This is a genomic window from Janibacter sp. UYMM211, assembly GCF_040547045.1.
Lineage (GTDB): Bacteria > Actinomycetota > Actinomycetes > Actinomycetales > Dermatophilaceae > Marihabitans > Marihabitans melonis.
The window spans coordinates 389163-406725 of the sequence record NZ_JBEPOY010000002.1 but is presented as its reverse complement, the minus strand read 5'-3'; the positions used below and the strand labels follow the sequence as shown (position 1 = coordinate 406725).

Sequence of the window (17563 nt, the reverse complement as noted above, 5' to 3'; positions counted from 1 at the left end):
ACCCTACTCGGGGTGTGCGCGACGCCTCGGCGACCCCGCCCGCCGTGGACACCCCTGTCACACGAGCTCGTCGCGGCCGGCGGCCTTGAGCGACTCGACGACGCGCTTGACGTCCTGGGCGCGGGCCCGGGTCGTCACGAGGAGGGCGTCGTCGGTCTCGACGACGACGATGTCGTGCACCCCGACGAGCGCGACCATCCGCCCCGACTCGCTGACGACGATGCCGCTGGAGTCGACGGACTGCACCTGCCCCGGGTCGCCGACGACCGTCGTCCCGTCGTGCGCGCCGGGCAGGATCCCCGACAACGACCCGAAGTCACCGATGTCGTCCCACCCGAAGGTGCCGGGCACGACGGCGACGAGGCCCTCGTCGGCGGCCGGCTCGGCCACGGCGTGGTCGATGGCGATCTTCTCCAGGTCCGGCCAGAGCTCGTCGAGCCGCGCCGGGTCGGCGGCGAGCGCACGGGCGCCCGCGGCGAGCCCGGGGTGCCAGCGGCCGAGCAGGTCGAGCAGGGTGCCCGCCCGCACGACGAACATGCCGGCGTTCCACCGGAACTCACCGGTGGCGAGGTAGCGGGCCGCACGCTCGGCGTCGGGCTTCTCGACGAACTGGCGCACCCGGCAGGCGGTGCTGAAGCCGCGCAGCGGCCGGCCGGTCTGGATGTACCCGAAGCCCGTCGCGGGGTAGGTGGGGTCGATGCCGATCGTCACGACGTAGCCCTCACGCGCGACGTCGACCGCCTCGGCGACCGCACCGGCGAAGGCACCCTCCCCGGTGATGACGTGGTCGGCGGCGAAGGACCCGAGCACGGCCTCGGGGTCGCGCGCCTCGAGGACCGCGGCCGCCCAGGCGATGGCCGCCATGGAGTCGCGCGGGCTGGGCTCGGCGAGGAGCTGGTCCGGCGCGAGGTCGGGCAGCTGCGCGGAGACCGCCGCGGTGTGGGCGGCGCCGGTGACGACGACGACCCGCTGGCCGGCGAGGGGACGCAGCCGGTCGACCGTGGCCTGGAGGAGGGTGCGCCCGCTGCCGGTGAGGTCGTGGAGGAACTTCGGCGAGCCGGCCCGCGAGACCGGCCACAGCCGGGTGCCGGCACCGCCCGCGGGGACGACGGCCCAGAAGCCCGGGATCGGTCCGGTGGCGGTCTGCGGCTGCGCGTCCGGCGTGGCGCCGGTCTCCTCGGTCATGGCCGCGACGGTACCGGCTCCCCCTTCGCCCCCCGGCGGCGCCGACACGTCACCCGCCCGTCACCCGACACCTCCCCCGACGTCACCCCCTGGGCGCGCACGCCGAGGACCGTGGTCGGCGTGAGAGTGGCGATCGCGACCGAGTCCTTCCTGCCGAGCCTCAACGGCGTGACGACGAGCGTGTGCCGGGTGAGCGAGGAGCTCGCCGCCCAGGGCCACGAGACCCTCGTCATCGCGCCCGGCCCGGGCCCGGCGACCTACGCGGGGCGGCCCGTGCACCGGCTGCCCGGTGTCACCGTCCGCGGCTTCCGGGCCGGGGTGCCGACGACGGCGGTGCGACGAGCCCTCGACAACTTCGAGCCGGACGTGCTCCACCTCGCCTCGCCCTTCCTCGTCGGTGCCCGCGGGGTGCGCGACGCCGCGCTGACGCAGGTGCCGACCGTCGCGATCTACCAGACCGACATGCCCTCGTACGTCGAGCAGCACGGCCCGGGCGCGATCGGCCGCGGGGCCGGCTCCCTCGTCTGGCGGTGGCTGCGGCGCCTCCACGACCAGGTCGACCTCACCCTCGCCCCCTCCCGCCCCACCCTCGAGGACCTGCGCGCGCACGGGATCCCGCGCACCGACCTGTGGGGTCGCGGCGTCGACACCCGGCTCTTCGCCCCGAGGTGGCGCGAGGAGGAGGGCACGCTCGCGCTGCGCCAGGCGCTGGCCCCCGGCGGCGAGGTGCTCCTCGGCTACGTCGGACGGCTCGCCCCGGAGAAGGAGCTGCACCGGCTCGTCGAGCTGGCGCACCTGCCCGGCACCCGTCTCGTCCTCGTCGGCGAGGGGCCGAGCCGTAACGAGCTCGGGGCACGGCTCAGCGAGGCGGTCGCGAGCAGCGGGCGTCGCCCCAACCTGCCGCCCGCCTTCCTCGGACCGCGCACCGGCGACGCCCTCGCCCGGGCCTACGCGGCGCTCGACGTCTTCGTGCACACGGGGACGAAGGAGACCTTCGGCCAGACCCTGCAGGAGGCGGCGGCGACCGGTCTGCCGGTCGTCGCCCCGGCCGCGGGCGGCCCGCTGGACCTCGTCGCCGACGGGGTGAGCGGTGCCCTGTACGACCCGGCGGTGCCGGGCGCCCTCCGGGCAGCCGCCGCGCCGATCGTCGGGGACGCCTTGCTGCGGTCCCGGATGGGACGGGCCGGCGCCGAGCGCGTCGCGGACCGGTCGTGGTCGGCCCTCACCGGCCAGCTCGTCGGTCACTACGAGCGCGTGCTCGCCGGCGCAGAGGAGTCGGTCAGGTCCCGGTGAGCGCGAAGTCGGCGACCGGGCGCCACACCGAGTCCTCGCCGTGCCGGTAGAGGTGGAAGTCGGCGACCTCGAAACGGGCCTCGAAGTGCGCGAGCCCGTCGAAGGCCTCGTCGAGGTGGTGCTCGGCGACGGCGTGGGCGACGGTGACGTGCGGGTGGTAGGGGAAGTCGAGCTCGCGCTCGACGGGCCCGGAGCGCACGGCCTGCTCGAGCATCTCGCACCACGGGATGCCCGAGGCGACCTGGACGAAGACGACGGGGCTGATCGGGCGGAAGGTCCCCGTGCCGCGCAGCAGCATCTCGAAGGGGGCGAAGCGCTCGCCGACGAGCCGGAGGTGCTCCTCGAAGGCCGGCAGGGCCTCGTCCTCGACCTGCGTCGGGGGCAGCAGGGTCACGTGCGGCGGGATCGCGTAGGCGAGCGGGTCGCCGTAGTCCTCACGACGTGACTGCAGCTCGTCTCCCCAGGGCGGGGGGATCGAGATCGAGACGCCGTAGGTCGCCACCGCCCGGCCTCAGCGCTGCGCCGGGAGGACGCCGACCGCGTCGTACACGGCGTCACGGGTCGGACGGGCGATCTCGGTGGCCCGTGCGGCCCCCTTCGCGAGGATCCGGTCGAGCTCGGCCGGGTCGTCCATGAGCTCGCTCATCCGGGCCTGGAAGGGCTCGACCGCGGCGACGACCGCCTCGGCGACGGCCTTCTTGAGGTCGCCGTAACCGCGTCCGGCGTACTCCGCGACGAGCTCGGCGACCGGCCGGCGCGACATCGCCGAGTGGATCGTCAGCAGGTTCGACACCCCGGCCTTGGTCTCGGGGTCGAAGCGGATCTCGCCGTCGGTGTCGGTGACGGCCGAGCGCACCTTCTTGGCCAGGCGGGCCGGCTCGTCGCTCAGCAGGAGCAGGCCCTTGTCCGGCGAGGTCGAGCCCGACATCTTGTTCTGCGGCTCCTGGAGGTCCATGATCCGCGCCGACTCCTTGAGGATGTACGGCTCGGGCACGGTGAAGGTCTCGCCGAAGCGCGAGTTGAAGCGGGTCGCGAGATCGCGGGTGATCTCGAGGTGCTGGCGCTGGTCGTCGCCCACCGGCACGAAGTCGGGCCGGTAGAGCAGGATGTCGCTCGCCATGAGGACCGGGTAGGTGAAGAGCCCGACGTTGGCGTTCTGCCCCTTCGTCGTCTTGTCCTTGAACTGCGTCATCCGGCTCATCTCGCCGAAGCCGGTCTGGCAGGCGAGGATCCAGGCGACCTCGGTGTGCTCGCGCACGTGGCTCTGGCAGAAGAGCGCCGAGCGCTCGGGGTCGACCCCGCCGGCGATGAACTGGGCGGCCGTCACCCGCGTGCGACGACGGATGACCTCGGGGTCGGTCGGCACGGTCTGCGCGTGGAGGTCCGCGACGAAGTAGAAGGCGTCGGTGCGCTCCTGCAGCTCGACCCAGTTGACGAGCGCCCCGAGGTAGTTGCCGAGGTGGAGCGAGTCGCTCGTCGGCTGCATCCCTGACAGGGAGCGCGGCGGGGTGGCGGGAGTGGCGTCCGGCATGCGCTCATCATGTCAGGCCGCCCCCCGTGCACCGCCGCGGCTCCCGCCGGGTGGGTAGCGTCAGCGCGTGGACGTCGCCCAGAGCCTGCAGCAGCGCACCGGATCTCCCGCCGAGGGGGTGTGGTCGGCCCCCGGCCGGGTCAACCTCATCGGCGAGCACACCGACTACAACGACGGCCTGTGCCTGCCGATGGCGCTGCCGCTGCGCACGCGTGTCGCGGCCTCGCGTCGCGACGACGACCTCGTCGTCGCCTCGTCGCAGGGTTTCGGCCGGGTCGTCAGCACCTCGATCGGCGACGTCGGGCCGGGTCGGCCGAAGGGGTGGGCGGCCTACGTCCTCGGTGTCCTCTGGGCGCTGCGCGAGGCCGGTCACGACGTGCGCGGCCTCGAGCTGAGCATCGACTCCGACGTCCCCTCCGGCGCCGGGCTGTCGAGCTCGGCCGCCCTCGAGTGCGCGGTCGGCGCCGCCGCGAGCGACCTCTTCGACCTCGGGCTCCTCGGCTCCGACGAGCGCCGGGTCGAGCTCGCAGCGGCCTGCGTCCGCGCCGAGAACGACATCGCGATGGCCGCCACGGGCGGCATGGACCAGGCCGTCGCGCTCCGCTCGCGCGAGGGCGCCCTGCTGCTCCTGGACTGCCAGGACGGCTCCGTCGAGCACGTGAGGGCCGAGCTCGACAGCCACGTCGTGCTCGTCACCGACACCCGCAGCCCGCACCAGCTCGTCGACGGGCAGTACGAGGCACGGCGACGCGACTGCGAGGCCGCCGCCGCGGCGGCGGGCGTCGCGAGCCTGCGCGAGGTCGAGCCCGAGGACCTGCCCGCGCTGCTGGGTCGGGTCGACGAGGTCGTCGGCCGCCGCGCCCGCCACGTCGTCACGGAGAACGCCCGCGTGCGTCTCGTCGTCGACGCGCTGCGCTCCGGCGACCTCGACGCCGTCGGTGCTGCGCTGAGCGCCGGTCACGCCTCGCTGCGCGACGACTTCGAGGTGACCGTGCCCCATCTCGACGTGGCCGTCGAGGCGGCGGTCGCCGCCGGCGCGCTCGGCGCCCGGATGACGGGGGGCGGCTTCGGCGGGTCGACCGTCGCGCTCGTGCCCTCCGAGCTCGTCGAGCCGGTCCAGGCCCGTATCCGCGAGGACTACGTCTCCCGCGGGTGGGAGGAGCCGGCCTTCCACGTCGCCACCCCGTCCGGGCCGGCGACGCGGGAGGCCTGACTCCCCCCGGTCCCCCTGCTCTCCCCTTCCCCCGGGGTCCTAGTACGCCCCTCGGCCGCCGACGACGGCCTTGACGGTGCGCAGCAAGATCATCGCGTCCTGGGTGATCGACCAGTTGTCGGCGTAGTACAGGTCGAGCCGCACGGTGTCCTCCCACGACAGGTCGGAGCGGCCGGAGACCTGCCACAGGCCCGTCATCCCGGGGCGCACGCGCAGCCGCTGGACGATGTCTCCCTCGTAGGCGTCGACCTCCCGCGGCAGCGGGGGCCGGGGGCCGACGAGGCTCATGTGCCCGGCGAAGACGTTGAGCAGCTGGGGCAGCTCGTCGAGCGAGTAACGGCGCAGCACCCGACCGACGCGGGTGATCCGCGGGTCGGCCTTCATCTTGAAGAGGACCCCGCTGCCCTCGTTGCTCTCGGTGAGGCGCTGCAGAACGGCGTCCGCGTCCTGGCACATCGAGCGGAACTTGAAGCAGTCGAAGTGCTGCCCGGCGATGCCCACCCGCCGCTGCCGGAAGAGCACCGGGCCGCGGTCGTCGAGGACGATCGCGAGGGCGACGAGCAGCGTCACCGGTGACAGGAGCAGGAGCAGCAGGCCCGAGCCGACGACGTCGAAGATGCGCTTGCACACCCGCATCGGCAGGTCGCGCTGCGGCCGCTCGACGTGGACGAAGGGCAGACCGGCGACCGGTCGCACGTCGAGCCGCTGGCGCGAGATGTCCGACAGCGAGGGCACGACGATCATCTGCACGTTGCGGGACTCCAGGTCCCAGGCGGTGCGCCGGAAGTCGTCGGCGCACGGCAGCGCGCCGTCGGCGAAGACGATGGCGTCGACGTCGGTGCGCTCGAGGACCGCCGAGACCGCGGACGGGTCCCCGACGACCTCGACGCCGCCGAGGGTCTCCCCGCTCGGCGGGGGCGTCGGCGACAGGCCGCCGACGACCTCGTAGCCGAGCCACGACTCGCGGCGCAGGACCCGGGCGACGTCGTCGATGTGCCGGTCGGTGCCGGCGACGAGGACCCGGCTGCGGAAGTGACCGCGCACGTGCGCCCGCTGGATCGCCCGGCGCAGCGCGAGCCGGCCGACGAGCAGCAGCGTCGTGCCGATGCCGAAGAAGATGACGAAGAAGCCGCGCGAGAGCTCGGTCTGCACCATGTAGGCACCGATGCCGACGAAGGCCGCGGTCCCCAGGGACGCGGTGAGCACCCGCTGGTACTCCCACGAGCCGACCCCGGTGCGTCGTGGCGACTGCGCACCGAAGGCCCACAGGGCGAGCAACCACAGCAGGCTGAGCTGGGGCGCCACCTCTCGGGGGAAGTCACCGAGCTGCTCGGTGACGCCGATCGACGCCAGCCACTGCGTCTGCGAGCGCAGCACGAGAGCGGCCAGGGCGGCGATGCTGATCATCATGGTGTCGGCGGCGATCATCGCCGCGCGCGTCTTGACGAAGGCGTTGGTGCCCGCCCGAGGGACGGTCGTGCTCGCTGTGCCGGCCGGGGCGCTCGCGCGCCCCAGGACACCCAGGACGTCTGATCCGCCCTGGTCCAAGGTATGGCTCATCCAGGTCTCCCCACCCCAAGTCGCCTGGTCAGACCCCCCTGACCATGAATGACGACCTCTGTGCTGGCGCGATCAGCGCCGTGCTCGCCACACTAGGGCGGGCGAGCGGACCCGCGCCGGTCTTTGCAAAAATTTGGTCAACGTCATCCCCCGTAGCGGTCAAGGATCTGTTAGCGCAAGCCCCCCCTCGGGGTGCAGCCGGGTGATCAGACCGCCCGCAGCCGCCGCTGCAGCGGGGCGGGGAGGGCGAAGAGCCAGCCCATCCTCGCCCGGCCCGCCAGCCACCAGATCCCGAGCGGCGCGAGCACCCCGACGGCCGTGCCGACGACGAGGTGGGCACCGTCGGTCTGCACGCCCTCGTCGACGAGGACGGCCCGCACGAGCACCCCGACGAGGATGTGCGCGAGGTAGATCTCCATGCTGCGCTGCCCGACGAAGGCCAGCCAGCCCAGACCGGGCAGCCGGGCGAGCAGCGCGCTCGCCGCGAGCACGAGCACGAGGCCGCTCGTCGAGCCCAGGACGCCCCAGACGAGCGGGATCGCCGAGCGGTCCGGGCTCGCCGCGGTCGGCATGGCGAAGTTCCCGACCGCGACGACGCCGAGGTACACCACGCCGGCCGCCAGCGCCAGGACGCCCAGCCGCAGGACCGTCGACCCGCTGACGAGGTCGACGACGCGATCGCCCCGGACGAGCACCCCCGCGACGAAGAAGGGCGTGAGCGCGAGCCCCTGGACGACCACGGCGTTGGGCTCCCAGCCCCACACGACGAGCGCAAGGGCTGCGGTGGCCCCGAGCAGGGCGAGCCCGCGTCGCCGCGAGCGCCAGGGGTGGACGAGCGCGACGAGCACCGTGGCCGCGAGCAACCACGGGAGGAACCACAGCTGCCCCTCTGGCCGCCACAGGCGCAGCAGCTCGACCGGCGAGGCGGCCGTGCTCGCGAAGGGGCCGCCGAGCACCCTCGACCCGCGCTGCAGCAGGGTCCACAGCAGGTAGAGCCAGACGAAGAGCGCGCCCCGCTCGGCGAGGTAGCGCGCCGCGCCCCGACGGCTCACCCCCCGCTCGACGAAGAGCCCGGCGAGGAAGGCGAAGACGACGATGTGCACGAGGTAGAGCGCCGGCATGAGCGGCCCCTTCGCCCCCGTCTCGATGGCGTCGGACTGCCACACGCCGACGATGACGTGCGAGAGGACGATGAGGACGATGGAGATGCCGCGCGCGATGTCGACGGTGCGGTCGCGTCGCAGGCCGGCCGGGGGTCCCGTGGGGTAGGTGCTCGACATCGCCCGCCAGTATGGGGCACCCCGCGCGGCTCCTCCCACGACCTGTCCAGGCCCGGGCGGACGGGTCGGCCCGGGCCGCCGCCGCGACAGAGCCGAACGCCCCGGCGGCCCGCGAGGGGTCCGTGGGAAGATCGGGACGAGCCACCCATCACGACCCCGACGGAGGAGTCACATGAGCACGTCCAAGATCGTCTGGACGCAGATCGACGAGGCGCCGGCGCTCGCCAGCTACTCGTTGCTGCCGATCGTCCAGGCCTTCACCAGGGGCACCGGAGTCGAGGTCGAGACGAGCGACATCTCCCTCTCCGGTCGCATCCTCGCGCAGTTCCCGGAGCGCCTGCAGGAGGACCAGCGCGTCGAGGACAACCTCGCGCGCCTCGGCGAGCTGACGCAGGACCCGTCCGCCAACATCATCAAGCTGCCGAACATCTCGGCGTCGGTCCCCCAGCTCAAGGCCGCCATCCGCGAGCTGCAGGGCCAGGGCTACGACATCCCCGACTACCCCTCCGACCCGAGCACCGACGAGGAGCGCGAGACCCAGTCCCGCTACGCGACCGTCCTGGGCTCTGCGGTCAACCCCGTGCTCCGCGAGGGCAACTCCGACCGCCGGGCGCCCCAGTCGGTGAAGAACTTCGCCAAGAAGCACCCGCACCGCCTCGGCCCGTGGACCGCCGAGAACAGGGCGCGCGTCGTCTCGATGAGCGAGGGCGACTTCTACGGCCACGAGCAGTCGGTCGTCATGACCGCCGACGACACGCTGACGATCACCCTCATGACCCCGCAGGGCGACACCGTGCTCAAGGACGGCGTCTCGGTGCTCGAGGGCGAGATCGTCGACGGCACCTTCATGTCCGTCTCCGCGCTGCGCGCCTTCTACGCCGAGCAGATCGAGGCCGCGAAGAGCGAGGACCTCCTGCTCTCGCTGCACCTCAAGGCGACGATGATGAAGGTCTCCGACCCGGTGCTCTTCGGGCACGCCGTCTCGGTGTGGCTCGGCGAGGTCATGGACACCCACGCCGACGCCTTCCGTGAGGCCGGCGTCAACCCCAACCTCGGCCTCGGCGCGCTGCACTCCTCCATCGAGTCGCTCCCGCAGGAGACGCAGGAGGCGATCCGCGCCGACATCGACGCCGTCTTCGCGCAGCGCCCCGCGCTCGCCATGGTCGACTCCGACAAGGGCATCACGAACCTCCACGTGCCGAGCGACGTCATCATCGACGCCTCGATGCCGGTCGTCATCCGCGACAGCGGTCAGATGTGGGACGCGAAGGGGGGTCAGCGCGAGACCCTCGCGATGGTCCCGGACCGCAGCTACGGCCCGATGTACCAGGCCGTCGTCGAGGAGCACAAGAAGAACGGCGCGCTCGACCCGGCGACGATCGGCTCGGTGCCCAACGTCGGTCTCATGGCCCAGAAGGCCGAGGAGTACGGCTCGCACCCGACGACCTTCGTCGTCCCCGCCGCCGGCACCGTGCGCGTCTCGACGGCCGACGGCACCGTGCTCATGGAGCACGAGGTCGAGACCGGTGACATCTGGCGGATGGCGCGCGTGCGCGACATCCCCGTCCAGGACTGGGTCAAGCTCGCCGTCACCCGCGCCCGCGCGACCGGCGCCCCCGCGGTCTTCTACCTCGACGACGCGCGCGCGCACGACCGCAACGTCATCGCCAAGGTCGAGCGCTACCTGCTCGACCACGACACCGAGGGCCTTGAGATCGTCGTGCTCCCCCCGGTGGAGGCCATCACGTACTGCCTCGAGCAGATCCGGGCCGGCAAGGACGCGATCTCGGTCACCGGCAACGTCCTGCGCGACTACCTCACCGACCTCTTCCCGATCCTCGAGCTCGGCACGAGCGCGAAGATGCTCTCGGTCGTGCCGCTGCTCAACGGCGGCGGGCTCTTCGAGACCGGTGCGGGCGGCTCGGCCCCGAAGCACGTCCAGCAGTTCGTCAAGGAGAACTACCTGCGCTGGGACAGCCTCGGCGAGTTCTCCGCGCTCGGCGCCTCGCTCGAGCACCTCGCGACGACGCAGGACAACGCCAAGGCGCAGGTCCTCGCCGACACGCTCGACCAGGCCATCGCGACCTTCCTCGACGAGAACAAGTCGCCGGCGCGCAAGCTCGGCAGCATCGACAACCGCGGCAGCCACTACTACCTCGCCCTGTACTGGGCGCGGGCCCTGGCCGCCCAGGACGCCGACGCCGAGCTGCGCGAGCGCTTCACCCCGGTCGCGCAGGCGTTGGGCGACGGCGAGGAGCAGATCACCTCCGAGCTCATCGGCGCGCAGGGCGAACCGGTCGACCTCGGCGGGTACTACCGCCCCGACCCGCAGCGCGCGAGCGCCGCGATGCGTCCGAGCCCGACGCTCAACGCGGTCGTCGACGGGATGTGACCCGCACGCCCATCCGGACGGCGGGTCTGCGACGAACCTCCACCATGGAGAGATCTCAGACCCCCGTCCGGGTGGGCGCCCTGCACGGGCTGCTCGCAGCCGCCCTGGGCACCGGCGCGGCGCACCTCGTCGCCGCGCTCGTCGACCCCGCCGCCTCGCCGGTCCTCGCCGTCGGGTCCACGGTCATCGACGCCACCCCCACCCCCGTCAAGGAGTGGGCGGTCTCGACCTTCGGCACCGCCGACAAACCGATCCTCGTCGGATCCGTCGCCGTCGTCACCCTGCTGCTGGCCGCCCTGGCCGGCGTCCTGCACCGCACCCGGCCGGTGCTGGGCCTCGGGCTGCTCGCCGCGCTCACCGCGCTCGCGGGTGCTGCTGCGCTCAGCCGGCCCGCTGCCGGCCCCGCCGCCGTGCTCCCGTCGGTCGTCGCCGGAGTCCTCGGCTGCGCCACCCTCGCCTGGCTCGCCGGCCGTCGTGAGGCCGACACCTGGGCGGCCCCCGGCCAGCCAGCCCGCCGCGGGGTCCTCGCCGCCGGTGGCGCGGGCGTCGCCGCCGCGGCGCTCGGCGGCGGCGGTCAGGTCATCACCGCTCGCCGCCGCGTCCCCGAGATCGCGCTGCCGGAGCCCACGACCTCTCCCCGGCCGCTCCCCGCCGGCATCGAGGGCACGCACGAGGGGGTCTCCCCCTTCGTCACCCCGCGGGACGCCTTCTACCGGGTCGACACCGCCCTCACCGTGCCGCGGGTGGACCCGAAGGACTGGCAGCTCGTCATCGACGGCGACGTCGAGCGGCCCCTCACCCTCTCCTTCGACGAGCTGCTCGAGCTGCCGATGATCGAGAAGGACATCACGATGACCTGCGTGAGCAACGAGGTCGGCGGCGGCTACGTGGGCTCCGCCCGCTGGCTCGGCGTGCCCACCCGCACCCTGCTCGAGCGCGTCGGTGTGCGCCCCGGGGCCGACCAGGTGCTCAGCACGAGCGTCGAGGGGATGACGATCTCGACCCCCGTGCAGGCGCTCATGGACGACCGGGACTCGCTCGTCGTCGTCGGCATGGACGGGGCACCGCTCCCCCGCGAGCACGGCTTCCCCGTGCGCCTCGTCACGCCTGGGCTCTACGGATTCGTCGGCGCGACGAAGTGGCTGACGAAGATGACCCTGACGACCTACGCCGCCCAGAGCGCCTACTGGACCGACCGCGACTGGGCGACCGACGCCCCGGTGCTCACCCAGTCGCGCATCGACACCCCGAAGCCGCTCGACCCCATCCCGTCCGGGAGCACGGTCATCGGCGGTGTCGCCTGGGCCCAGCAGCGCGGCATCGAGCGCGTCGAGGTGAGGATCGACGACGGCGAGTGGCAGCGCGCCACCCTGGGTCCCGATGCAGGCATCGACTACTGGCGTCAGTGGTACATGCCGTGGAAGGCCACGTCCGGCCGTCACGACATCTCGGTCCGCGCGACCGACGAGACCGGCTACACCCAGACCACCCAGCGGGCCACGCCCTTCCCGAAGGGGGCCACCGGCCTGCACACGATCGCCGTCGTCGTCACCTGAGAGGGCTGGTCCGAAAAAGGTTGTGCCGCAGACCCATCCGATCCGCGCGCAGCGACGAAGACCAGGTGTCAGCTTGATCCCCTCAGAGAGGACCGCTCCCATGCGTCGCATCACCCGCACCACCGCCCTGGCCACCCTCGCCGCCCTCCCCCTCGCGCTCACCGCGTGCGGTGGCGGCGACACCGACACCGCCAGCGGCTCGAGCACCAGCTCCGGCATGAGCTCCTCGTCCTCCTCCCCCATGGAGTCCAGCTCCAGCTCGAGCGACGACATGGCCATGGGCGACGAGCCCTTCGGCCCCGGCTGCGAGTCGGTCCCGGCCGACGGCGCGGGCTCCTTCGCCGGCATGGCCAAGGACCCGGTCGCGACCGCCGCGAGCAACAACCCCGACCTCAAGACGCTCGTCGGCGCGGTCAAGGAGGCCGGCCTCGTCGACACGCTCAACAGCTCCGAGGACATCACCGTCTTCGCCCCGACGAACGACGCCTTCGACGCGGTCGACAAGGACACCCTCGACTCGGCGATGGCCGACCCGAAGGGTCTGCTCACCACCGTCCTCACGCACCACGTCGTCAAGGGCAAGCTCACCCCCGAGGACCTCGCGGGCACGCACAAGACGCTCGCCGGTGACGAGATCACCGTCGAGGGCTCCGGCGAGGACTTCACCGTCGGCGACGCGAAGGTCGTCTGCGGCAACGTCCAGACCTCCAACGCCACCGTCTACATCATCGACGGCGTCCTCATGCCCGAGATGAAGAAGTAAGAAAGCACGACCACGGCGGGGGATGAGTGATCATGGGTGCATGCGGGCGTTGTCGAGCGATGATGAGTCACCGGTCGACGACGCCCGCGCACCTGTGGTCCCCGACCTCGCCGCCCTCCTGCGTCGCTCCGCGACCGGTGACGAGTCCGCTTTCGCCGAGCTCTACGACGCGACGGCCTCACGGGTCTACGGCCTCGTCGTGCGCGTCCTGCGCAACCCGGCGCAGTCCGAGGAGGTCGCCCAGGAGGTCTTCCTCGACATCTGGCGCACCGCGAGCCGCTTCGACCCCGCGCGGGGCAGCGCGCTCGGGTGGATGCTCACCATCGCCCACCGCCGCGCCGTCGACCGGGTCCGGGCCAGCGAGGCGGCCGACCACCGCGACCACCGCTACGAGGTCGAGACTCACAGCCCGGCCTACGACTCGACCGCCGAGGTCGCCGCGGCCCGCCTCGAGGCGGCCCGTGTGCACCGCGCGCTGGGGGACCTCACCGAGGTCCAGCGCGAGGCCGTCACACTGGCCTACCTCGGGGGCTACACGCACACCGAGGTGGCCGCACTGCTGGACCTGCCGCTCGGCACCGCGAAGACGCGCATCCGAGACGGCCTGATACGACTACGAGACACGCTGGGGGTGACCGCATGAACGCCGAGCTGCACACGCTGACCGGGGCCTACGCCCTGGGCGCGCTCGACGACGCCGAGCGGTCCGCCTTCGAGGAGCACCTGCGCGACTGCGCGGCCTGCCGCGAGGAGGTCGCCTCCTTCGCCGAGCTCGGCCCGCTGCTCGCCTCCGACGAGGCCGTCTCCCCGCCGCCGAGCATGCGTGCCTCGGTCCTCTCCGGCATCACCCAGACCCGTCAGCTGCCCCCGCTCGTCGGCGACCAGGACGGTCGCGGCGACGACGAGACCACCTCCGACGACATCGGCCCGCAGCCGGCTCGGCACGCCGACGTCGTGCCGATCACCGCGACGCGTCGGTGGGGCCGCCGCGTCAGCGTCCTGGCCGCCGCAGCCGCGCTCGCCGTCGGTGGCACCGTCGCCTGGCAGGTCACCCAGACCGAGCAGAGCAGCCAGACCGACATGGCCCAGCTCGTCATGGACGCGCCCGACGCGCGGACCGCACGGGCGCAGGTCACGGGCGGGGGCACCGTCGAGGTCGTGCGCAGCGCGTCGATGGACGCCGCAGTCCTCGTGCCCACGGACCTGCCCGAGACGGACGCCGACAAGCGCTACCAGGCCTGGCTCGCCGACGACTCCGGCACGATGCACGCCTCGACGGTCTTCGCGTCGGGCTCTGCCCCGGTCCTGCTCACCGGCGACGCGTCCGGCGCCACCGGCGTCGGTCTGACGATCGAGCCGAGCAGCGGCTCGAAGCAGCCGACGAGCGACCCGATCGCCGTCGTCGCGCTCTAGGCGACCGGCTCCCACGAGGAGAGGTCGGCGCTGCTCCACGAGCTCGTGCCGACGAGCCACCCACCCTGCTCGCCCAGGACGACGGCGGCGGTGCGGGCGCCCGAGACGCACGTCGCGTCCTCGAGGTCGGCCTGCGAGGTGGTGCCGGACGCCACGGAGAGCCCGTCGCACCCGGTGACGACCGAGCCCACGAGGAGCCGCTCGCCGCTCACGGCGAGCGAGGTCACCCCCTTCGCCCGGCCGACGCCCTCCCAGCTGGCCCCGGTGTCGGTGGTGCGCCGCAGGGTGCCGTCCGAGCAGGCCGCCCACGCGCTCGTCTCGTCGACGGGCGCGAGGCCGACGGCCCGGGCCGACCCGCACGCGTCGACCTCCTCGCCACCGGGGACGAGGACATTCCCGTCACGCAGAGGGGCCCAGGTCTGGCCCGCCGACGTCTCCTGCCAGGTCTGACCGCCGTCGCCGGTGCTCTTGACGACCGTCTCGGGGCACCCGCGGTCGGCACCGACGGCGAAGCCCACCGAGGGCTCGGTGAGGCGCAGGCGGTAGACGACCTGCCCGTCGTAGCGGGTGCGCTCCCAGCTCGCGCCGCCGTCCTGCGAGCGCTCGACGACCGCCGCGTCACCGGTGCACCGGGCGACCGAGGCCCGCCAGAGGGTGTCGCCGACGGAGGTCGCGACGTACCGGGCCGCCGGTGCCGCGGGCTTCGAGGTCGTGCTCGGCGAGACAGAGGGCGAGGCCGACGTCGCGGTCGGCGCAGCCGCGGGCTCGGGCACCGCCGCGTCCGCCCCGCTGCCGGGCAGCAGCCCGAAGACCCAGGCGAGGAGCACGGCGTCGGCGAGGAGCATGACGACGAGGGCGAGCACGCCGAGCCGGCGCTGGGTCATGACCGGCCTCCGGCCACCGCTGGAGCCACGGCGCTCCCCCTTCGAGTCGGGCGCGGCGGGTCGCCGCGCAGGTGCCTGACGGCACCACCAGATCTCACCACATCCGGGCTCCCCCGGTCCTCGCAGCGTGACCCGGCTGCCCGTCCGGCCGCGCGAGCGGGCTAGAGTCGAGGGACATCCGACACCCACGACGAAGGGGTAGAAGTCCCAGTGAGCACCACGCCCGTCAAGGTCGCCGTCACCGGCGCCGCCGGTCAGATCGGCTACAGCCTCCTCTTCCGCATCGCGAGCGGCTCCCTCTTCGGCCCGGACACCCCGGTCGAGCTGCGCCTGCTCGAGATCACCCCCGCCCTCAAGGCCCTCGAGGGCGTCGTCATGGAGCTCGACGACTGCGCCTTCCCGACCCTGGCCGGCGTCGAGATCGGCGACGACCCCGAGGTCGTCTTCGACGGCGTCAACCACGCCCTGCTCGTCGGCGCGCGGCCCCGCGGCCCGGGCATGGAGCGCGGCGACCTCCTCGAGGCCAACGGCGGCATCTTCGCCCCGCAGGGCCAGGCGCTCAACAAGGTCGCGGCCGACGACGTGCGCGTCACGGTCACCGGCAACCCGGCGAACACCAACGCGCTCATCGCGATGAGCAACGCCCCCGACATCCCGCGCGAGCGCTTCGCGGCGCTGACCCGTCTCGACCACAACCGCGCGATCAGCCAGCTCGCGGCGAAGCTGTCGGTCCCGGTCACCGAGATCCGCAAGATGACGATCTGGGGCAACCACTCGGCGACCCAGTACCCCGACCTCTTCCACGCCGAGGTCGGCGGCCGCAACGCCGCCGAGGCCGTCGGCGACCAGGAGTGGCTGGAGTCGACCTTCATCCCCACCGTCGCCAAGCGCGGCGCGGCGATCATCGAGGCGCGCGGCGCGTCCTCCGCGGCGTCCGCGGCGAGCGCCACCGTCGACCACGCCCGCGACTGGGCGCTCGGCACGCCCGAGGGCGACTGGGTCTCGATGTCGGTCGCGTCCGACGGCTCGTACGGCGTGCCGGAGGGCCTCATCTCCTCCTTCCCCGTCACCGTCTCCGGTGGCGACTGGAGCATCGTCCAGGGCCTGGAGATCGACGACTTCTCGCGCGGCCGGATCGACGCGTCCGTCGCCGAGCTCGAGGAGGAGCGCGAGGCGGTCAAGGGCCTGGGTCTCATCCAGGGCTGACCGCCCCTCCCCATGACGAAGGGGGGTCCCCACCGGTGGTGGGGACCCCCCTTCGTCGTGCCTGCGGGTCAGGTGCGACGCAGCGCCAGGCCGACGACGAGGACGGCAGCGCCGAGCGCGACGAGCACGAGGACGTCGAAGCCGCGGGAGCGCACGACGAGCCCGCCGGCGACCGTCTCGGGCACGACGGCGCGGATCGCCGCGCCGAGCCACAGGCCGGAGGCGACGAGGATGACCGCCCAGCGCAGCTGACCGAGGGCGAGGACGACGAGCGCGACCGCCCCGACGGCCACGACGAGCCACCACGCGGACAGGCGCGGGGTCGCCGGGGGCCGCTGCTCGGGGGCGACGACACGAGGCTGGGTCTCGACCTCGATCTCGCGGGGCTCCTCGCTCACGACGGGCCGGTCAGAGCTGGCGCTCGGCGGCGGCGACGACGTTCGACAGCAGCATCGCGCGGGTCATCGGGCCGACGCCCCCGGGGTTGGGGCTGACCCACCCGGCCACCTCGGCGACGTCGTCCGCGACGTCTCCGGCGACCTTCGAGCGGCCGTCCTCGGCGACGACGCGGCTCACGCCGACGTCGAGCACCGCGGCACCCGGCTTGACCATGTCGGCGGTGATGATGCCCGGCACGCCCGCGGCGGCGACGACGACGTCGGCCTGGCGGACCTCTGCGGCGAGGTCACGGGTGCCGGTGTGGCACAGCGTCACCGTCGCGTTCTCGGAGCGCCGGGTGAGGATGAGGCCGAGCGGGCGGCCGACGGTGATGCCTCGGCCGACGACGACGACCTTCGCGCCGGCGATCGGCACGTCGTGGCGCCGCAGCAGCTCGACGCAGCCGACGGGCGTGCACGGCAGCGGTGCCTCGTGACCGAGGACCAGCCAGCCGAGGTTCGTCGGGTGCAGCCCGTCGACGTCCTTCGTCGGGTCGACGGCGGAGAGGATGGCGTTCTCGTCGAGCCCGGTGGGCTGCTGGACGATGAAGCCGGTGCACGCGGGGTCCTCGTTGAGCTCGTGGACGACGGCGAGGACCTCCTCGAGGGTCGAGCTCGCCGGCAGGTCGCGCCGGATGCTCGTCACGCCGATCTCGGCGCAGTCCTTGTGCTTGGCGCCGACGTACCACTGGCTGCCGGGGTCGTCGCCGACGAGCACGGTGCCGAGGCCGGGGACGACGCCGCGCTCGCGCAGGGCGGCGACCCGTCCGGTGAGCTCGCGCTTGATGTCGGCGAGCACGGCCTTGCCGTCGAGGAGAGTGGCGGTCACGGGGAGCATCCTTCCATCGCA

General features: G+C 73.3%; 16 protein-coding genes. 8 read left to right on the top strand and 8 right to left on the bottom strand.

Features of this window, described 5'->3' with window-relative positions; translation table 11 throughout:
- Positions 1 to 57 precede the first annotated feature (57 nt).
- The gene (locus ABIB53_RS07085; RefSeq protein WP_354587652.1) at positions 58 to 1185 is read right to left on the bottom strand and encodes a mannose-1-phosphate guanylyltransferase; all 1128 of its coding nucleotides are present in this window, start codon (positions 1183 to 1185) and stop codon (positions 58 to 60) included.
- A 120-nt stretch (positions 1186 to 1305) separates the two neighbouring features.
- Here ABIB53_RS07085 and ABIB53_RS07080 point away from each other — a divergent pair, with 120 nt between their 5' ends.
- Entirely contained in the window at positions 1306 to 2478 is a 1173-nt protein-coding gene (locus ABIB53_RS07080) for a glycosyltransferase family 4 protein (RefSeq protein WP_354587651.1), read from the top strand.
- On the opposite strand, the gene ABIB53_RS07075 is transcribed toward ABIB53_RS07080, so the two are convergent.
- Both ABIB53_RS07075 and trpS read right to left on the bottom strand, forming a co-directional pair.
- Positions 2465 to 2980, bottom strand: a complete 516-nt coding sequence (locus ABIB53_RS07075; protein WP_068273373.1) for a 2'-5' RNA ligase family protein — start codon at positions 2978 to 2980, stop codon at positions 2465 to 2467. The two genes, ABIB53_RS07080 and ABIB53_RS07075, sit on opposite strands and share 14 nt — an antisense overlap.
- A 9-nt stretch (positions 2981 to 2989) precedes the next feature.
- Entirely contained in the window at positions 2990 to 4009 is a 1020-nt protein-coding gene (trpS, locus tag ABIB53_RS07070) for a tryptophan--tRNA ligase (RefSeq protein ID WP_354587650.1), read from the bottom strand.
- 67 nt (positions 4010 to 4076) lie between these two features.
- Here trpS and galK point away from each other — a divergent pair, with 67 nt between their 5' ends.
- Positions 4077 to 5222, top strand: coding sequence for a galactokinase (gene galK, locus ABIB53_RS07065; protein WP_354587649.1), 1146 nt, complete (start codon positions 4077 to 4079; stop codon positions 5220 to 5222).
- Between the two features lie 39 nt (positions 5223 to 5261).
- Here the strand turns inward: galK and ABIB53_RS07060 are convergent, their stop codons facing one another.
- Together ABIB53_RS07060 and ABIB53_RS07055 are read right to left on the bottom strand one after the other, a co-directional pair.
- The gene (locus ABIB53_RS07060) at positions 5262 to 6782 is read right to left on the bottom strand and encodes a sugar transferase (protein WP_354587648.1); all 1521 of its coding nucleotides are present in this window, start codon (positions 6780 to 6782) and stop codon (positions 5262 to 5264) included.
- 206 nt (positions 6783 to 6988) lie between these two features.
- On the bottom strand, positions 6989 to 8062 hold the full coding sequence (locus ABIB53_RS07055; RefSeq protein WP_354587647.1) for an acyltransferase family protein: 1074 nt from the start codon (positions 8060 to 8062) through the stop codon (positions 6989 to 6991).
- Positions 8063 to 8234: 172 nt separating this feature from the next.
- Here ABIB53_RS07055 and ABIB53_RS07050 point away from each other — a divergent pair, with 172 nt between their 5' ends.
- The 5 genes from ABIB53_RS07050 (at position 8235) to ABIB53_RS07030 (ending at position 14186) form a co-directional block, all read left to right on the top strand.
- Positions 8235 to 10454, top strand: a complete 2220-nt coding sequence (locus ABIB53_RS07050; RefSeq protein WP_252974434.1) for an NADP-dependent isocitrate dehydrogenase — start codon at positions 8235 to 8237, stop codon at positions 10452 to 10454.
- Between the two features lie 44 nt (positions 10455 to 10498).
- Entirely contained in the window at positions 10499 to 12010 is a 1512-nt protein-coding gene (locus tag ABIB53_RS07045; protein WP_354587646.1) for a molybdopterin-dependent oxidoreductase, read from the top strand.
- A 100-nt stretch (positions 12011 to 12110) separates the two neighbouring features.
- Positions 12111 to 12773, top strand: a complete 663-nt coding sequence (locus ABIB53_RS07040; protein WP_354587645.1) for a fasciclin domain-containing protein — start codon at positions 12111 to 12113, stop codon at positions 12771 to 12773.
- A gap of 40 nt (positions 12774 to 12813) precedes the next feature.
- The gene (sigK, locus tag ABIB53_RS07035; RefSeq protein WP_201465762.1) at positions 12814 to 13416 is read left to right on the top strand and encodes an ECF RNA polymerase sigma factor SigK; all 603 of its coding nucleotides are present in this window, start codon (positions 12814 to 12816) and stop codon (positions 13414 to 13416) included.
- The gene (locus tag ABIB53_RS07030) at positions 13413 to 14186 is read left to right on the top strand and encodes an anti-sigma factor (protein ID WP_354587643.1); all 774 of its coding nucleotides are present in this window, start codon (positions 13413 to 13415) and stop codon (positions 14184 to 14186) included. Before sigK ends, ABIB53_RS07030 begins: the two co-directional genes overlap by 4 nt.
- Here the strand turns inward: ABIB53_RS07030 and ABIB53_RS07025 are convergent.
- The gene (locus ABIB53_RS07025) at positions 14183 to 15070 is read right to left on the bottom strand and encodes a WD40/YVTN/BNR-like repeat-containing protein (RefSeq protein WP_354587641.1); all 888 of its coding nucleotides are present in this window, start codon (positions 15068 to 15070) and stop codon (positions 14183 to 14185) included. The two genes, ABIB53_RS07030 and ABIB53_RS07025, sit on opposite strands and share 4 nt — an antisense overlap.
- Before the next feature lie 210 nt (positions 15071 to 15280).
- Between ABIB53_RS07025 and ABIB53_RS07020 the strand changes: the two genes are divergently transcribed.
- The gene (locus ABIB53_RS07020) at positions 15281 to 16276 is read left to right on the top strand and encodes a malate dehydrogenase (protein ID WP_123091177.1); all 996 of its coding nucleotides are present in this window, start codon (positions 15281 to 15283) and stop codon (positions 16274 to 16276) included.
- A gap of 68 nt (positions 16277 to 16344) precedes the next feature.
- On the opposite strand, the gene ABIB53_RS07015 is transcribed toward ABIB53_RS07020, so the two are convergent.
- On the bottom strand, positions 16345 to 16674 hold the full coding sequence (locus ABIB53_RS07015; protein WP_123091178.1) for a DUF3017 domain-containing protein: 330 nt from the start codon (positions 16672 to 16674) through the stop codon (positions 16345 to 16347).
- Between the two features lie 10 nt (positions 16675 to 16684).
- Positions 16685 to 17542, bottom strand: coding sequence for a bifunctional methylenetetrahydrofolate dehydrogenase/methenyltetrahydrofolate cyclohydrolase (locus tag ABIB53_RS07010; protein WP_191564098.1), 858 nt, complete (start codon positions 17540 to 17542; stop codon positions 16685 to 16687).
- Positions 17543 to 17563 lie beyond the last annotated feature (21 nt).

What these genes read in the sequence shown, in the direction of transcription:
- ABIB53_RS07085 (WP_354587652.1), bottom strand. Translation starts at nt 1,185, where the DNA reads ATGACCGAGGAGACCGGCGCCACGCCGGACGCGCAGCCGCAGACCGCC.
- trpS (WP_354587650.1), bottom strand. Translation starts at nt 4,009, where the DNA reads ATGCCGGACGCCACTCCCGCCACCCCGCCGCGCTCCCTGTCAGGGATG.
- ABIB53_RS07060 (WP_354587648.1), bottom strand. Translation starts at nt 6,782, where the DNA reads ATGAGCCATACCTTGGACCAGGGCGGATCAGACGTCCTGGGTGTCCTG.
- ABIB53_RS07055 (WP_354587647.1), bottom strand. Translation starts at nt 8,062, where the DNA reads ATGTCGAGCACCTACCCCACGGGACCCCCGGCCGGCCTGCGACGCGAC.
- ABIB53_RS07050 (WP_252974434.1), top strand. Translation starts at nt 8,235, where the DNA reads ATGAGCACGTCCAAGATCGTCTGGACGCAGATCGACGAGGCGCCGGCG.
- ABIB53_RS07045 (WP_354587646.1), top strand. Translation starts at nt 10,499, where the DNA reads ATGGAGAGATCTCAGACCCCCGTCCGGGTGGGCGCCCTGCACGGGCTG.
- ABIB53_RS07040 (WP_354587645.1), top strand. Translation starts at nt 12,111, where the DNA reads ATGCGTCGCATCACCCGCACCACCGCCCTGGCCACCCTCGCCGCCCTC.
- sigK (WP_201465762.1), top strand. Translation starts at nt 12,814, where the DNA reads ATGCGGGCGTTGTCGAGCGATGATGAGTCACCGGTCGACGACGCCCGC.
- ABIB53_RS07030 (WP_354587643.1), top strand. Translation starts at nt 13,413, where the DNA reads ATGAACGCCGAGCTGCACACGCTGACCGGGGCCTACGCCCTGGGCGCG.
- ABIB53_RS07025 (WP_354587641.1), bottom strand. Translation starts at nt 15,070, where the DNA reads ATGACCCAGCGCCGGCTCGGCGTGCTCGCCCTCGTCGTCATGCTCCTC.